This window comes from Pelomonas parva (genome assembly GCF_043555835.1).
GTDB lineage: Bacteria > Pseudomonadota > Gammaproteobacteria > Burkholderiales > Burkholderiaceae_C > Pelomonas > Pelomonas parva.
The window spans coordinates 589,785-604,676 of record NZ_JBIGHV010000001.1; the positions used below are offsets into that span (position 1 = coordinate 589,785).

The 14,892-nt window shown below is 68.1% G+C and carries 15 protein-coding genes, 2 tRNA genes and 1 riboswitch; of the genes, 10 read left to right on the forward strand and 7 right to left on the reverse strand.

Annotated features, from left to right (window positions below):
• Positions 1 to 6: 6 nt before the first annotated feature.
• Positions 7 to 1,092 carry an NAD(P)/FAD-dependent oxidoreductase gene (locus ACG00Y_RS02475; RefSeq protein WP_394475689.1) on the forward strand — a complete coding sequence of 362 codons (1,086 nt, stop codon included), beginning with the start codon at positions 7 to 9 and terminating at the stop codon, positions 1,090 to 1,092.
• Between the two features lie 3 nt (positions 1,093 to 1,095).
• On the opposite strand, the gene ACG00Y_RS02480 is transcribed toward ACG00Y_RS02475, so the two are convergent.
• Complete coding sequence (locus tag ACG00Y_RS02480) at positions 1,096 to 2,361, reverse strand: type II toxin-antitoxin system HipA family toxin (protein ID WP_394475690.1); 1,266 nt, start codon at positions 2,359 to 2,361, stop codon at positions 1,096 to 1,098.
• Positions 2,351 to 2,620, reverse strand: coding sequence for a helix-turn-helix domain-containing protein (locus ACG00Y_RS02485; protein ID WP_394475691.1), 270 nt, complete (start codon positions 2,618 to 2,620; stop codon positions 2,351 to 2,353). Before ACG00Y_RS02485 ends, ACG00Y_RS02480 begins: the two co-directional genes overlap by 11 nt.
• A 119-nt stretch (positions 2,621 to 2,739) precedes the next feature.
• Positions 2,740 to 2,844: riboswitch (TPP riboswitch) on the forward strand.
• A 68-nt stretch (positions 2,845 to 2,912) separates the two neighbouring features.
• On the opposite strand from ACG00Y_RS02485, the gene ACG00Y_RS02490 reads away from it, so the two are divergent.
• The 4 genes from ACG00Y_RS02490 to ACG00Y_RS02505 all read left to right on the forward strand — a co-directional run bounded on the left by ACG00Y_RS02490 (position 2,913) and on the right by ACG00Y_RS02505 (position 5,689).
• A complete protein-coding gene (locus ACG00Y_RS02490) occupies positions 2,913 to 5,048 on the forward strand; it encodes a TonB-dependent siderophore receptor (protein ID WP_394475692.1) in 2,136 nt (711 codons plus the stop codon).
• Between the two features lie 27 nt (positions 5,049 to 5,075).
• A tRNA-Asn gene (locus ACG00Y_RS02495) sits at positions 5,076 to 5,151 on the forward strand.
• A 60-nt stretch (positions 5,152 to 5,211) separates the two neighbouring features.
• A tRNA-Asn gene (locus tag ACG00Y_RS02500) sits at positions 5,212 to 5,287 on the forward strand.
• A 63-nt stretch (positions 5,288 to 5,350) separates the two neighbouring features.
• Complete coding sequence (locus ACG00Y_RS02505) at positions 5,351 to 5,689, forward strand: zinc ribbon domain-containing protein YjdM (RefSeq protein WP_394475693.1); 339 nt, start codon at positions 5,351 to 5,353, stop codon at positions 5,687 to 5,689.
• Positions 5,690 to 5,714: 25 nt separating this feature from the next.
• Here ACG00Y_RS02505 and ACG00Y_RS02510 read toward each other — a convergent pair whose 3' ends face one another.
• Positions 5,715 to 6,536, reverse strand: a complete 822-nt coding sequence (locus ACG00Y_RS02510) for an HDOD domain-containing protein (protein WP_394475694.1) — start codon at positions 6,534 to 6,536, stop codon at positions 5,715 to 5,717.
• Between the two features lie 216 nt (positions 6,537 to 6,752).
• Here ACG00Y_RS02510 and ACG00Y_RS02515 point away from each other — a divergent pair, with 216 nt between their 5' ends.
• The 4 genes from ACG00Y_RS02515 to ACG00Y_RS02530 all read left to right on the forward strand — a co-directional run bounded on the left by ACG00Y_RS02515 (position 6,753) and on the right by ACG00Y_RS02530 (position 10,686).
• Positions 6,753 to 8,183: a hypothetical protein gene (locus ACG00Y_RS02515; protein WP_394475695.1), complete on the forward strand. Its 1,431-nt coding sequence runs from the start codon at positions 6,753 to 6,755 to the stop codon at positions 8,181 to 8,183.
• 97 nt (positions 8,184 to 8,280) lie between these two features.
• Positions 8,281 to 8,766, forward strand: a complete 486-nt coding sequence (locus tag ACG00Y_RS02520; RefSeq protein ID WP_394475696.1) for a hypothetical protein — start codon at positions 8,281 to 8,283, stop codon at positions 8,764 to 8,766.
• Between the two features lie 14 nt (positions 8,767 to 8,780).
• Complete coding sequence (locus ACG00Y_RS02525) at positions 8,781 to 9,947, forward strand: WG repeat-containing protein (RefSeq protein ID WP_394475697.1); 1,167 nt, start codon at positions 8,781 to 8,783, stop codon at positions 9,945 to 9,947.
• A gap of 22 nt (positions 9,948 to 9,969) precedes the next feature.
• The gene (locus tag ACG00Y_RS02530; protein ID WP_394475698.1) at positions 9,970 to 10,686 is read left to right on the forward strand and encodes a hypothetical protein; all 717 of its coding nucleotides are present in this window, start codon (positions 9,970 to 9,972) and stop codon (positions 10,684 to 10,686) included.
• A 16-nt stretch (positions 10,687 to 10,702) separates the two neighbouring features.
• Here the strand turns inward: ACG00Y_RS02530 and ACG00Y_RS02535 are convergent, their stop codons facing one another.
• Entirely contained in the window at positions 10,703 to 11,839 is a 1,137-nt protein-coding gene (locus ACG00Y_RS02535; RefSeq protein ID WP_394475699.1) for a hypothetical protein, read from the reverse strand.
• Positions 11,840 to 12,019: 180 nt separating this feature from the next.
• On the opposite strand from ACG00Y_RS02535, the gene ACG00Y_RS02540 reads away from it, so the two are divergent.
• Positions 12,020 to 13,033: a hypothetical protein gene (locus tag ACG00Y_RS02540; RefSeq protein ID WP_394475700.1), complete on the forward strand. Its 1,014-nt coding sequence runs from the start codon at positions 12,020 to 12,022 to the stop codon at positions 13,031 to 13,033.
• Positions 13,034 to 13,035: 2 nt separating this feature from the next.
• Here the strand turns inward: ACG00Y_RS02540 and ACG00Y_RS02545 are convergent, their stop codons facing one another.
• The 3 genes from ACG00Y_RS02545 to ACG00Y_RS02555 are packed head-to-tail and all read right to left on the reverse strand — an operon-like array spanning position 13,036 to position 14,768.
• Positions 13,036 to 13,920 (reverse strand): ankyrin repeat domain-containing protein, encoded by an 885-nt coding sequence (locus ACG00Y_RS02545; RefSeq protein WP_394475701.1) that lies wholly within the window; start codon positions 13,918 to 13,920, stop codon positions 13,036 to 13,038.
• An 11-nt stretch (positions 13,921 to 13,931) separates the two neighbouring features.
• Positions 13,932 to 14,441 (reverse strand): hypothetical protein, encoded by a 510-nt coding sequence (locus ACG00Y_RS02550; protein ID WP_394475702.1) that lies wholly within the window; start codon positions 14,439 to 14,441, stop codon positions 13,932 to 13,934.
• A gap of 15 nt (positions 14,442 to 14,456) precedes the next feature.
• A complete protein-coding gene (locus ACG00Y_RS02555; RefSeq protein WP_394475703.1) occupies positions 14,457 to 14,768 on the reverse strand; it encodes a hypothetical protein in 312 nt (103 codons plus the stop codon).
• Positions 14,769 to 14,892 lie beyond the last annotated feature (124 nt).

The following is a 14,892-nucleotide window of genomic DNA, read 5'->3' on the forward strand; positions in this document are numbered from 1 at the left end:
TTCCCCATGCAGGCAGTACAGATCCGGCCCGACGCCGTCGAGACCGATGCCGTCATCGTCGGCGCCGGCCCGGTCGGCCTGTTCCAGGTCTTCGAGCTGGGCCTGCTGGAGATCAAGGCCCACATCATCGACAGCCTGGCCTACCCCGGGGGCCAGTGCATCGAGCTGTATCCCGACAAGCCCATCTACGACATCCCCGCCGTGCCGGTGTGCACCGGCAAGGAGCTGACGGACAACCTGCTCAAGCAGATCGCGCCTTTTGGCGCGACCTTCCACCTGGGCCAGGAAGTCACCGTGGTGCAGAAGCTGGACGATGGCCGCTTCATCGTCGAGACCAACAAGGGCACGCAGCTCGTCACCAAGACCGTCTTCATCGCCGGCGGCGTCGGCAGCTTCCAGCCGCGCACGCTGAAGGTCGAGGGCGTCGAGGCGTATGAAGGCTCGCAGGTGCACTACCGCGTCAAGAGCCCGGCGCAGTTCGCCGGCAAGCACCTGCTCATCATCGGCGGCGGCGACTCGGCGCTGGATTGGGCGCTGAACTTCTGCGCCGGCCACGCAGACGGCAACCCGCACAAGGCCGAGAGCGTCATCCTCGTGCACCGCCGCGACGGCTTCAAGGCCGCGCCCGCCAGCGTGGCCAAGATGCATGAACTCTGCGACGCCCAGCAGATGCAGTTCATCGTCGGCCAGGCCACGGGCATTGACGAGCGCGACGGCCAGCTCACAGGCCTGAAGATCACCGGCAACGACGGCATCACCCGCGTCGTGCCCTGCGACCAGGTGCTGGCCTTCTTCGGCCTGTCCCCCAAGCTCGGGCCCATCGCCGAATGGGGCCTGGCGCTGGAACGCAAGCAGATCGTCGTCGACACCGAGAAGTTCGAGACCAGCGTGCCGGGCATCTTTGCGGTGGGCGACGTGAACACCTATCCGGGCAAGAAGAAGCTGATCCTGAGTGGCTTCCACGAGACGGCGCTGGCCGCGTTCGGCGCAGCGCCCTACGTGTTCCCGGACAAGCGCATCCACCTGCAGTACACGACGACGAGCCCGAAGTTGCACAAGGTGCTGGGCGTGGACTCGCCAGTGTTTGATTGAGCCCTACTGCTGGCCGCGCGGCCTTGCCGTTTCGGCATCGCCATAGGCCAGCCCTAACTCCCAGACTTCCCGCATGCGCGCCAGCAGCTCGCGCGGGATGCGCTCATCGGCCTTCGCTTCGTGCAGCGCCTGCCGCATGCCCAGGGCCAGGCGTTGCAGCACGGCGGCCGGCGCCTTCACGCTGCACACCTTGGCGCCGAAGAGGAGCAGTTCCTGCACGCTCGGGTAAGCCTTGGTGGTGTGCTTGCCGGCAAAGAGCCTGAGCGCCAACGTCCGGTCTTCGAGTTCGGGGCCGCCCGCGTACTGCGTGTAGCGGTAGATGGCCGTCGTGACGACATCGAACATCGGCGCCAGCCAGATGTCACTGGCCGAGCGGTAGAGCAGCCCGAAGTTCTTCAGATGCGCGTCGCCGTTGCGAACCATGATGGAGAACGCGACCTGCTCGAAGAAGCGGTCGAGGTCGGCTTGCGGCAGCTGCAGCTGCCTCAGCAGACCCGCGATGCGCTCATAGCTGCCGTGGTATTTGCGGTCGGAGAGGGTGTCACGCACGCGCTGGCCCGACAGCGCCGCAATGTCCTCAAAGCCGAGTCGCTCCACCGTGCCATCCGCATTGGCAACGGCGTCGAAGCGCTCGAGCACCAGCATCTGGCCGTCATGCGACAGGTCGAACACCGGCGTCTGGATGCCGGCCAGGTTGGCTGCGCGCAGGCACAGGTATTCGTTGGCCGCCAGGGCGGGATAGGCCTCGCTCGCGGTCTTGACGATGAGCGTCGGAATGGGAACCGAGACCCGCACCTCCGGCACCATGATCTTGGGCTGCATGCCGGCAATGCCGGCGCCGGTGCTCAGGTAGGCCGCCACCAGGTCGCTGAACACCTGGGGCGAATAGGCGGTGCCGAGCAGGCTCTCCTTGCTCAAGGGGACGGCGGCCTGCGGCGCGTCGGCACCGGGGATGCGGTAGCCCAGCCGGCCGATGCCGTTGTCGCCGATGAGGGCGAGCAAGTGCATCGCCGTCGTCTGCTGCTTGGGGAACAGGGCGCGGATGCGCATGAACAGGTCACCCTCGGGCAGGTTCTGATCCATGGGTGGGAAGAGGTCGCCGTCCGTCCAGGTGAGCCTGGCCGCCGCCGGCATCAGCAGCGCGACCGAGGGCTGTTCGGCGGCCGCTTCCAGATACCGGAACTCGTAGGTCGAGGCCTTGAGCAGCTGGCCGGCACCCACGCGCTGCCCGATGGACACATCGAGCTGGGCGATGCGCTCAGGCAGCATCGTCGTCCTTGTTGAAGGCGGCAGCCACCTCCTCCATCGTCGGCAGGCCCGCCGGCTCCAGGCGCATGGCCAGGTTCAGCGACCGCAGCACGTCGAACAGCGACGACACGGACGCCTCCTCACCGCCCTCCAGGCGGTAGATCACCTCGCGCACGCGCCCCGCCCGCTCGGCCACCGCCTTCTTGCTCAGGCCCAAGTCTTCTCGTCGCTGGCGCAACAACTCGCCAAGATCAGCGGGCAGCCTGATAATGTCAGCCATAGCTTGCATTTTTATTCGAAAAATTATGATTTGCAAGCCACGGCTTACACATCGGACCCGAAAACAGCAGCGCCCGCGCAGCGCATAGAATCCCGCCCGACGCGTCGCCAACGGTGACGCGTCTTCGCTAGGGGTGTTGCGACTGCTTTCGGCAGCGCGACTGAGACAGTCCCTTTGAACCTGATTGAGGTAATCCTCGCGCAGGGAAGCAGCCGATCAGCAGGGCCCCCTTTTCACGTCTCCGGAGCCCTCCGCGTTCTCGTTTGCCGACCTGCCATCGCTTTGCATTCCGATGGCACGACACACTCTTTCCCTCATCGCCACCGCTGCGGCCTTGCTGACCGCCAGCATCGCCTCCGCCCAGACCCTGCCCATCGTCAGCGTGGCCGGCAAGTCCACCGAGGCCGTGCCCAGCCTGTCCGGTTTCAACGAGCCACCCGCCAAGCTGCCGATGCAGGCCCTGAGCCTGTCCGCCGAACGGCTGGACGACCTCGGCATCACCCAACTCTCGGGCATCACCAAGCTCGACGCCTCCATCTCCGACGCCTACAACGCCGTCGGCTACTGGTCGCAGCTCAAGATCCGTGGCTTCGACCTCGACAACCGCTTCAACCTGCGCCGCGACGGCCTGCCCGTCAGCGGCGAGACCGCGCTGTCGCTGGCCAACAAGTCGGGCATCGAGGTGCTGAAAGGCAGCTCCGGCATGCAGGCCGGCACCAGCTCGCCGGCCGGCCTCGTCAACTTCGTCGTCAAGCGCCCGCTGGCCGACGATGCCACGGCGCTGATGCTGGAAGCCATCCAGGGCGGCTCGGCACAGGCCAGCCTCGACCACTCCCAGCGCTTCGGCGCCAGCCGCGAGTTCGGCGTGCGCGTCAACCTCGCGGCGGCCCACCTGGACCCGCAACTGCGCAACAGCCAGGGCCGTTCGCACACCGCTGCGCTGGCCACCGACTGGCGCGCTAGCGCCGACACGCTGGTGGAGGCCGAGGTCGAGTTCAACCGCCAGAGGCAACCCAGCCAGCAAGGCTTCAGCCTGCTGGGCGACCGCCTGCCCGACGCCGGCAGCGTCGACCCCCGGCTCAACCTCAACAACCAGCCCTGGAGCTTGCCGGTCGTCTTCGACAACACGCACGCCTCGCTGCGCGTGCAACACAAGCTGGGCGGCGACTGGCGCGTGCAGGCAGCACTGGGCATGCAGCGGCTGCGCACCGACGACCGGCTGGCCTATGCGTTCGGCCTGGACTGCAACGAGAACAGCGACTTCGCCGGCGTCTTCTACTGCGACCGCTTCGGCCCCGACGGCCGCTTCGACGTGTACGACTTCCGCAGCGAGAACGAGCACCGCGACACCACATCGGTGGACATCTCAGCCAGCGGCCCTGTGCAACTGGCCGGCCTGCGCCATGACGTCACCGTCGGTGGACTGAGCAGCCAGTTCAAGAGCCGCTTCCAACGCCAGGCCTACAACATCACCGGCATCGGCAACATCGACGGCAGCATCGTCACGTCGCCCAGCCCTGCGCTGACCGGCGAGAACACCAACCGCGACGAACGCAGCCACGAGCTCTACCTGCGTGACCGCGTGGCTCTGAGCGCCGACACCAGCGCCTGGCTGGGCCTGCGCCACACCCGCCTGCAACGCGAGAGCGTGCGCACCGATGGCTCGCGCGCCACCGACTACTCGCAGGGCGTGACGACGCCGTGGCTCGCGCTCAGCCACGCCATCGCCAGCGACTGGCTGGTCTACGCCAGCTGGGGCCAGGGCATCGAGAGCGAGGTCGCACCCAACCGCCCGCGCTACAAGAACGCGGGCCAGGCCTTGCCTGCGCTGAAGAGCCGCCAGACCGAGATCGGCCTGAAGACCGGCAGCCAGCGCGTCGAAGGCTCGCTGACGGTGTTCGACATCCGCCGCCCGGCATGGCGTGACATCGGCGCCTGCGATGTCGACAACAGCTGCGAGCGCCGTGCCGACGGCGTCGCCCGCCACCGTGGCATTGAGGCCAGCGCCGACCTGAAGTGGAGCGGCGGCGGGTTGTTCGCCAGCGCCATGCGCCTGCAGGCGCGCCGGGAAGGCAGTGCCGAGGCCAGCCTCAACGGCCGCCAACCCGCCAACGTGCCACAGACGACGATCAAGGCACACGTGCGCCAGGACCTGCTGCCCGGCCTGCAAGCCCAGCTCGGCCTGCGCCACGAAGGCCGCCGCTTCGCCACGCCCGACAACAGCATCGCCGTGCCCGCCTGGACCGTGGCCGACGCCGGCCTGCGCTACACGCAGCTGCAGGGCAACCAGACCTGGATCTGGCGCGCGGCCATCGACAACCTCGCCAACAAGCGCGCCTGGCGCGAGTCGCCCTGGCAGTTTGAGCACAGCTATCTCTACCCGCTGGCGCCACGCACCTTGCGTGCGAGCCTGGAGGTCAGACTCTGAAAATCCTGCTATAGTCACGGGCTCTGTTCCTCGATAGCTCAGTCGGTAGAGCGCCGGACTGTTAATCCGTAGGTCCCTGGTTCGAGCCCAGGTCGGGGAGCCAAACAGATGTTTTAAAAACAGCCCGCCACAACCGAATGGCAGGCAACAAGTACCGAACAATTCCTCGATAGCTCAGTCGGTAGAGCGCCGGACTGTTAATCCGTAGGTCCCTGGTTCGAGCCCAGGTCGGGGAGCCAAATCAGAAGCCTCACATGCGAAAGCCTGTGGGGCTTTTTTCTTCCCGAGCGAAGAGAGAACCCATGACCACCCTGCCCGCCTGCCCGAAATGCCAGTCTGCGTACACCTACGAGGACGGCGCTCAGTTCATCTGCCCCGAGTGCGGCCATGAGTGGTCGTCGTCGGCTGCGCCCGCCGCCGAAGAGGTGCGCCTCGTCAAGGACGCAGTCGGCAACGTGCTGCAGGACGGCGACACGGTCATCTTGATCAAGGACCTCAAGGTCAAGGGCTCGTCCCTGGTGGTGAAGCTTGGCACCAAGGTCAAGAACATCCGTCTGGTCGACGCCGATCACGACATCGACTGCAAGGTCGACGGCGTCGGCGCGATGGGGCTGAAGTCGGAGTTCGTGAAGAAGGTCTGAGCGGGCTCAACGCTTGCCGGCAACGTCACGAGAAGTCGCGTGCCTCATCCGCCGCCGTCCACTCAATGACCTTGTCGCCGCACAGCCGCTCCGTGTCGGTCAGGCCGATGGCCTCGGCCACGCCGCGCGGGAAAGTGTCGAACAGCGCGGTGCCTTCGATATCCAGTTCATGGGCGCGCGCGCTCCAGCACGACAGGTACAGCAGGCTGGACAGCGTCTGGTCGTCACCTTCCTGCGGATCGCATTGGTGGCGGATGGCGTCGACGATGCTTTCCGGAAACAGCCATCGCGACGCGAAGGCAGCACCGACTTCCGGGTAGGCATAGCCCAGATCGGCGATCTGGGCGTCATAGCGGTTGTCATCCGTGGCAAAGCCCGGCTGCAGGCTCGGGCGGTCGGGCATGGCCATCTTGAGCACCAGGTCGCCCGCGCCGTGCAGCAGCCCCGCAGTGAACGCGATGCCCTTGTCCAGCCTGAATTCCTCGGCCAGGGACTGGGCGATCTTGGCGACGTCCAGACTGTGGCGCCAGAACTCTGTCATGTCCACGCCCGGCACGCCCTTGAAGGCGCCACCCACGGCCGCTGCCTGCACGAGTTGGCGCGTGGCCCCCAATCCCAGCAGGGCCGTGGCCGCTTCGACGGTCGCAATGCGCTGGCCGCCCGGGCTGTAGCGCGCCGAGTTCACCAGCCGCAGGATGCGCACCGTCAACCCGACCTCGCCGGACAGCAGCTGGTTGACGCGACGAAGATCAGGCTCTTCAGCCTGCAGTTCGCCAAGGATTCGATTCACCGCCTCCGGCAAGGACGGGATCAGGGCGTCGGTAGCGAGAAGGTCTTGGAGTTTCACGGGATACCTCGCGAGTGAGGGCACGATGCTACTGGCCTGCGCCGGGTCTTCAAGCGGTAACGCAGATCAGGACGCGACTCCAAGCCTGTCTGTTGGGCTTCCGTAGTCGACTGTTTCAAAGGTTTCAGCTCCGGCATGTCGTGGCTCGTGCAAACGAAATCCGATTGAAACGCCGCCCGCGCACGATGGCGAATCGCCACCCTCGCGGACACCGCCATGACCTCATCGACTTTCGTGCAGCGCGACTTTCCCGCGCGCATCGCCAACCTGGGCTTTTCCGTCGACCTGCCCGACAGCTGGCAAGCGCAGGACTTGCCGGAGGAAGAGCCCGCTTTCGACGACGCCACCCGGCTGTTCGGTCTGGCCGCCGTGGCTGCGCCCTATGCCGCCATCATCCTGGTCGCCTCGGCCCGACCGGCCTTCGACGAAGGCACGGTGCAGGACTGGGCGCTGTGGCTGATACAGCAGCACCAGGTGCAGCCCAGCACGCTGGGCCCCGCCAGCCTGGGCGACCTGCCCGCCATCGTGGGCCAATGCGCCGTGCAGGGCGACTTCGGCCCGATGACGATGTTCTTCGCCTTTGCAGAAGACGGCGGGCGGCTGCTGCACCTCAGCCTCATCGGGCCGGACGCGCTGGGCGCGCACGTGTTCCAAGTTTGGCAACGCGTCCTGGCCAGCTTTCGGCTGGCCGCGCCCCAAGGCGCCACGGTGTTGCTGCAACCCCAGCCCGAGGTGATGACCGCGGCGCCAGGCGACGACTTGACCCTGCCCGACATCGGCAGCTTCGCCCTGGCCGGCGGCCGCGCCACGCTGGAGCAGACCCATCCCATCAACCAGGCGCTGCTGGAGCAAGGCCAGGGCTTTGCGCCGCGTATCCAGGCGATGGACGAAGACAACGGCCGGGCCTGGGTGGTCAGCCCGGCGCTGCAGGCCGTACTGGCCGTGCCGCTGGGCTGGCACCTGCTGGACGACAGCCGGCGCCTGCTGCTGCTGCACCCCGACAGTTCGGTGCAGATCAGCCTGGAGCAACTGCCCGCGCCCGAGGGCGACCTGCAGGCCTTGCTCGGCCGCATCGAGGCGCAGGCGCGCGCCGACTACCCTGCGCCGCAGTGCCAGCGCATCGCCAGTGGCGCCACCGTGGGCCTGGCGGTGTTCGACATCGACGACGGCCCCGAGCCGATCGCGCAATTGCACCTGCTGGTGGCCGGCAATGAGCCCGAGACGGCGCTGCGGGCCCGTGTGACGACCACGCGCGAGCAAGCCACGATGGCGGGCGACCTGGGCGAGGTGCTGCTGTACGGCATCCAGTTCCAGATGGAGTTCGAGCCGCCGGCCCCCGACGACGGCCAGCCCGAATGGGCACGAGAAGCCTACGCGCTGGAAGCACAGGACCGGCTGGAAGAAGCCGAGCAGGCCATGCGCCGGGGCTGCGACCACATCGGCGTGCTGATCTCCATCGCCCACATGTACCGCCAGCGCATGCTGCGCCTGGCCCAGGCCGGCGACACAGCTGGTGCGGCACATGCACGCAGCAAGGCGGTGGAGTGGGCCTACAGCTACGCGGGCAGCGCCACCAGTGGCGGCGAAGGTGCGGCGCTGTCGATGGAGCGCGACGAATTCGTTCGCGAACTGGGCGGCCAGACGTAGCCACGCTGCAACCAACGAAACAAGCCCACGCCCTGCAGGCAACGCGCTTGAAACTCGGGCCAGGCATCGTGCCGGCATACCCAACCGGAGCCCATCGATGAACCACTTTTCCACCGCCCTTGCCCTGCTGGTGATCGGCACTGCTGCCCAGGCTGCTGAGCCGCAAGACACCTTGTCGCGCCTGGCCTCGTGCCAGGATTCCTGGCTGGACATGAAGGACGACCCGGCCCGCGCGCAGAAGTTTGCCGACGTCATCAAGACCCACTTCGTGCAGGACGACCGTGCGCCGACGTGGAAGCCGCGCCGGCCGATCAGCTGGCTGGGCAAACCCATCATCGAGATCACGCCACAGAGCATCGGCATGGGCCTCGGCTTTGCCGTCACGGTCAAGGCGGTGGCCAATGACGTGAAGCCCGCCTATGAACAGCTGGTCGGTCAGTCGCTGGGCAACTGCGAGAAGAGCGAAGGCGCGCTGATGTGCGAACGCCCCATTGCCGAGAAGCGCACGGCCATGCTGACCGCGCCGCTGACCAAACCCGAGCTGGGCACGATGCTGGGCTGCTACTACTTCTACCAACAGTGACGGTCGCACCCGCCATGACCACCGCCGACAAGCCACACGCCGTCACCGCGATGTCGCGGGTCCGCAAGACCGTGCAATGCCTGCTGGCGATGTGCGGCCTGCTGGTGGCCCGGGCCCCGATGGCGGCCACGCCCGTGCCGGCCGAAGCGGCGCTGCACACCATCCGGGAAGGCGATCTCTTCGGTCTGATCGACGCAAACGGCCGCGTTGTGCTGCCGCCGGAGTTCCGGGAAATCATCCCGGGCCAGCCGTTGACGCTGGTGCGCAAGGGCCAGCGAGCGGCCTATCTGGACGGAGCCGGCCGCATGGTGGTGGCACCGCAGGAGGCCTGGACGCTGCCCTACACCGAAGGCCTGATGCCGGCGCTGGGCAAGGACGCACAGGGCCGGGCACGCTGGGGCTATGTGGACGCCGCGGGTGCATGGGCGATCGCGCCCGCCTACGACAGTGCCGGGCCGTTCTCGGGCGGTGTGGCGGTGGTGGGCCTGGACGATGCCTGGGGCAGCCCGAAGTACGGCGCCATCAACCGCGCCGGCAAGCTGGTGGTGGCGGCCCAGCACGACAAGCTGCTGCCCGCCGCCGGCGGCCTGGTGCGCAGTGAAAGCCGGCAGCGCACGCACCGCGTGTTCGATGCCAGCGGGCGCGACATCACGCCGCCGAAGATCGACTTCGTCGGCATCCCGGCCGACGGCATGGTGCGGGTGTGGGAGGGTCGCAAGCAGGGCTACATGACCGTTGCCGGCGAGCTGCTCGTGCCGCCTCGCTTCGAGCAGGCCAGCGAGTTCAGCGAGGGCCATGCCCGCGTGTGGATGGACGGCAAGTACGGCTACATCGACCGCGCGGGCCGGATGGTCGTGCCGGCCCAATACGACACGGCGGAGGACTTCGCCGACGGCCTGGCCCTGGTGAAACAAGGCGACCGCATCCTGTTCATCGACACGCAGGGCACGGTGCAGCAGCAGCCGGCGGTGGACCGCGCCTGGTCGTTCTCGGAAGGCCTGGCGGTGGTGAAGGTGGGCAAGCTGCACGGCTACATCGACAAGCGCGGCAAGACCGTGATCCCGCCGCAGTACAGCTTCGCGCGGCCCTTCAGTCGTGGCCTGGCATTCGTGGGTGTGGGGCGAAGCTCCAGCTACATCAATGCCGACGGGCTGGCTGTGTGGAGCAGCTCCAATCCCTGAGCACCGTGAGCTCCGCATCGGCATGCCCCTGACCGCTGATCAGCTCGCAGAGCTGGCGCGCTTTCCCGGCGCCCTGCGCGACCTGGTGCGGGCGGAGCTGGCAGCGGGCAACGCCATCGAGGACATCGGCCACAGCTTCCCGGCGCCGCCCGTGGGCGCCTACATGCTGTTGGCCCGGGCCTTGACAACGCGGCCGGCCGCCAGCGGCCAGGGCCTGGACTTCCGCGCCCGCAACAGCGCCATCGCCAGCGGCGAGTTCACGGACGCACGGCGCCACTTCTTCGTGCTGCTGCCACCGGTGGCGGCGCCGGAGCTGCCCGACATGGACGCCATCCGCAGGTCGCACGCGCCGCTCGATCAGCCGCTGGGCGCTGAAGGCGCCACGCAGCGCCTGCCCGCTCAAGCCCGCCCTGCCCCGCAGCCGTCGCATGCGCCGGTGCTCACCTGCCCGGACAGCGTCGAAGCCATTCAGCAAGCCATCGTTCATGCGCTGAAACGAGGGGCGCGCTTCAGCCGGTCCGACAAGGAAGGCTGCAGCACCCTCATGTGGCGTGCCGGCCGCTTCGTGCGCACCGATGAGGGCGATCACCCGTCCGAGGCGTCTTGCAGCGAGGAGGCCGAACTTTGGCCCCTGCTGCGCTCGTTCTGCCACCTGGCGCTGTGGCGCGCGCAGCAGGGCCAGCCCTTGTCAGAGCTGGACACCTGGCGGGTCATCTGGCGCTCCATGAGCCCACCCTGACCCACTTGCACGATGCTCACTTCCACAAGGAAGTGCTGACCATGGCGCCGGTCTCGCTGTTCACCCGCACCAGCAACGGCTCGGACAACTTGTCCGGCACCGGCGGCCGCGTGCCGATGAAGGCCACCCAGGGCGAGCCCGGCAGGATCTGCGACAACTTGAAGCGCTCGATGCCCGTGTCCACCCGCCACAGCAACTTGCCGGCGCTGTCCACGCGGGCCACAACCACGGTGGCGCCCAGGCTTGCCGAGGCGCTGTAGGCCATCAGCAAGCTGTCCGGCGAGGCGACACGGATGGGCTCGCCCGCGTTGGCGCTGCGCACAAAGGCCGCGTTGAAGTACTCGTCGGCCGACAGCGGCGTCAGCGACTGGATAGGGCGCATGCCGCGGTCCATCACCGGCCCCAGCTCGGCGCGGTGCAGGCGCCGCATCACCTTGGCGCTCTCTGCCGAAATCGCTGGCGACAGCCGCTGGCCGGGCCTGAACTCGCGCGCCGCTTGCTGAGGCGACAGCAGGGCCAGCCACTGCTGCGGCGCCGGGTGCGCACCTACGCTCAGGAAGTCCTGCACGTCGGGGGTGAACGGCAGCTTCGGCTTGGCCGGTGCCACCGGCTCGGCGCGCAGCGTGGCGGGGTCGACGGCGTGGACGCGCTGGCGGTCGGGCGAGGTCACGCGCAGCCGCTGGTCGAAGTCGGCGCGCCGGTAGTCGTCCCAGGGCTCGTCCAGCTCGGGATTGGCCCGCCGCAGCTCGGCCGGGCCGATGAGCCGGCGTGAAGCCACATCCACGCCGCCCAGACCCGCCACGTTGAACCACACCGTTCTGCCATCACCGCCCAGCAGGCGCGCCAGCGTCAGCTCGCCGGAGCGCTTGCCCTTGGCGATGGGGATGAGTTGCTCGCCCGAGCGCCCGTCCACCGGCACCAGCAGCAGGCTGATCGTGTAGCGGTCGTTCTCAGGCCGGTGGTGCAGCGACGGCACATAGGGCTCCAGCTTGGAGATCAAGGTCGCCACATGCTGCGGTGTTCGCACCGAGGGGCCCATCGGCACGCCCGAGCCGGACTTCACGGTGAAGAGGCTCTGCATGCCCACCGCAGCGGCAGCGGCCAGCAGAAGCGCGCCGCCAATGGCCATGCGCTGCGAGTTGCTCGTGTTCATGGTCGTGTCGCCTGTGCGTGCAGCGGTTGCCGGAATGCCCGCAGTGTCGACACGCCGCGTTTCAATCCGCCTTCCCGAAAGGCCCCGCGCGTTTCCTTTGTTTCACTGGTCTCAGCGGCAGTCACGAGCGGCGGCCGGCCCCTACATTCAGCCGCCCAAACCAAGCTGACCCTGGCCACCATGCTGCCCTACCAAACCATCGGCAACGTCTGCGCTGCCATCGCCGTCGTCCTGCTGCTGTGGCCGCTGCAACACCTGCTGTGGGCCTACTCCCACGAGAAGGCGTTCCGCAATGGCTGGGAGCCTGAGGTTCTGTTCGTCTTGATTCCGCAGTGGCTGCTGTTGATGGGCGGACTGCTCTGCGTCACCGCCAGCGGTGGCTTCGATGGGCTGCGCCTGGGGCGCCCTGCCCTGTTTGCGCTGAGCGTCGCCACGGCGGCTTCGCTGGCCGTCGTCTGCTTCGTGCTGGTGGCGATGTTCATCCAGCCGGGGTTCTCGCCCCGCGTGATCTATGTGCCGCTGATCGTGCTGGTTCCGCTCGCCACGGCGCTGCTGATCTGCCTGAGCCTGACTCCCGGCCTGGCGCTCGGGTCTTCGTTGCAGTGGCTGCGCTGGCCGTGGACCGCGTTTGCCGCGCTGAGCCTCGTCGCCTGCGTGGGCTTCTTCGGCTCCCAGCTCGCGCGCACGGGGCTCGGCAACCTGGCCGGCATCGTCCACCGCCTACAGCAGGCCCATGACGACGCACCTGCGCAACTGGCCGAGATGGCCCGCCTCGAGCCGCAGACCGACCTCGGCTTTGCGGAACTGCTCAAACTGGCGGATGGCTACCACACCAGCGCCGTGCGCGAGGCTGCCACGGCGCGCCTGCGGTCGGCGGCCGACTTCCCCGCGCGGCTGGCTGCGGAGCTGGCGGGCCGCAGGAACGAACATGCCCTGGAATTTGTGCTTGCCGCCACGTTGTCGCCCGAGGAGAAGGCGCTGCTGGCCCAGCCCAGCCAGGCCGCGCTGCAGCGATTCACGGACGGGATTCCCGCGCCCAACTACATGCCACCCGAGCGCCGCAAGCAGTTGCTGAAATGGGGCCGCAAGACCTTCCCGGCCCTCGCCAGGAAGTTCGAGGGCACGGGCGTGGACTTCGCGCCGACGCTGGCCGCCTTTGAACACGCCTTGCGCCGCGACGACAGCCGCCGCTGACCTCAACGAGAGAACCAGCCCTCGCGCGGCGTCGCCTTGTCCAGCAGTTCCCAGACCCGACGGAACTTGCCCGTGGACCACTTGACCTCGTCGTGTCGTGCCTTGGCCAGGTCGTAGGAGCGCAAGCCCGCCGGGTAGGTGGCGGTGGACGCCCATTCGGCAGCCAGGACGGGGTCGGTGTAGACATAGGCCGCCGTGCTGCGCAGGCGCGGGTTGGCGCCCTGGGCCAGCAGCCACGCGGCAGCCTCATGTCCGCCCTCAAAGGCCGCCCAGTGCAAAGGCGTGAAGCCTTGCGCGTCGGCCACGTCCAGGCCCACGCCCGGGCCCGTCAGTTCGGCGCTGGGCATCGCCACCGTGTGCAAGGGCACGCGGCCCAGCTTGTCACGCGCGGCGATGTCCGCCCCGCCGGCCAGCAAGGCGGCGCGGGTCTCGGGCTTGGACATGTGCAGGGGTGTCGTGCCGTGCTTGCGGCTGGCCACCTGCACGCGGGCACCTGCACGCAGCAGCAGCTGCACGCAGGGTGCGCAGGTGGAGAAGGCCGCCATGTGCAGCGGCGTGAAGCCCCCCGATGTCGCGGCGTGCACATCGGCACCGTGGGCCAGCAGCGCCGTCATCACGGGCACGACATCGCCAGACTCATGCAGCGCAGGCAGCTTGTGCAGCGGTGTGTCGCCGAACCGGTTGCGCGGCATGTCGCCCTTGGCGCGGCGCAGCAAGGCGGTCACGCGTTGCACGTCACGGGCCTGGAGCGCATCGTCCCATTCAGCGGTGAATTCGATGTGGCGGGTCATAGTGACGGCCGGTGTGGCGCTGGCGGATGCCTTCTCAGAGCCCTGGGCCTGCGCGGCGCCCACGAGCAGCAGACCCGCCAGCAGCCTGGCTTTCAAAGGAGGACTCCTCACCGGCTCTGCGGCAGGTAGCCGGCCCACACGGTGTGCAGCGCCAGGAGGCAGAAGGCCGCCAGCGCCATCATGGGCCAGCGAACGCCGCTGCCCGCCGACAAGGCCAGCAGCAGCGACGGCAACAGCAGCAGCGTGAGCATCGCAGCGGCGCTGACGCGCGCCCAGGCCGCCTGTGCCGCCAGGCCACGGCCGGTGAACCAGCACAGCGTGGCGACCACCAGGCCCGCCACGGCAACCATGGCCACCACGTTGAACATCCACTGCGCCACCGACCCCACCGCACCGGCGATGGAGGCGATGGCCGTGCTGATCCCTTTGAGCATCAGCAGGAGGGCGTCGGGGTTGCTGCCAAACCCGGCGCCCGCTGCACGCTCACTCGCGTCGCCGCCGGCACCCACCGCCCGGTACAAGCCGTAGAGCACCAGCACCACGGTCGACGGGGCGCCCAAGAGCCCACCTGCCCAGGTGAACAGGCTGGCAAGCATCGCCATCGACACGGGATTCATGGCACGGATGCTTTTTCAAAAGCCGGCAACAACGGCATCGATGCGGTCCAGGCGCACCACGATGCGCGAAGACTGCGCGTTGCGCCCCACCACGCAACAGCCCTCGACCGACGTCACCACCATCGCAATCGCCGCACCTGCGGCATGCACCGTGACACCGCGGCCCTTGGCCAGGCTGTCGGCCAGCAAGGCCTTCAACGGCCCCAGGTCCTCCGCCGCATGGCTGGCCGGCGAGAAGGCCAGCCCCGCTGCCAGGCAGCAGGTCGCCATGCAGGTGGTCAACGACGACTGGATCTTGCGAACGTTCGAACGGTGCATGCGGTTCATGGCTTGGCCCTTGGATTGACAGAAGAGAAGCCGGTACTGTGGCCACCGCTTGCATCAGCCGCGCTTCAAGCGCGCTGCCATCTTGTTTCGTTTGTTGTCTGCCGACGCGCCCTGCGCCCCGCGA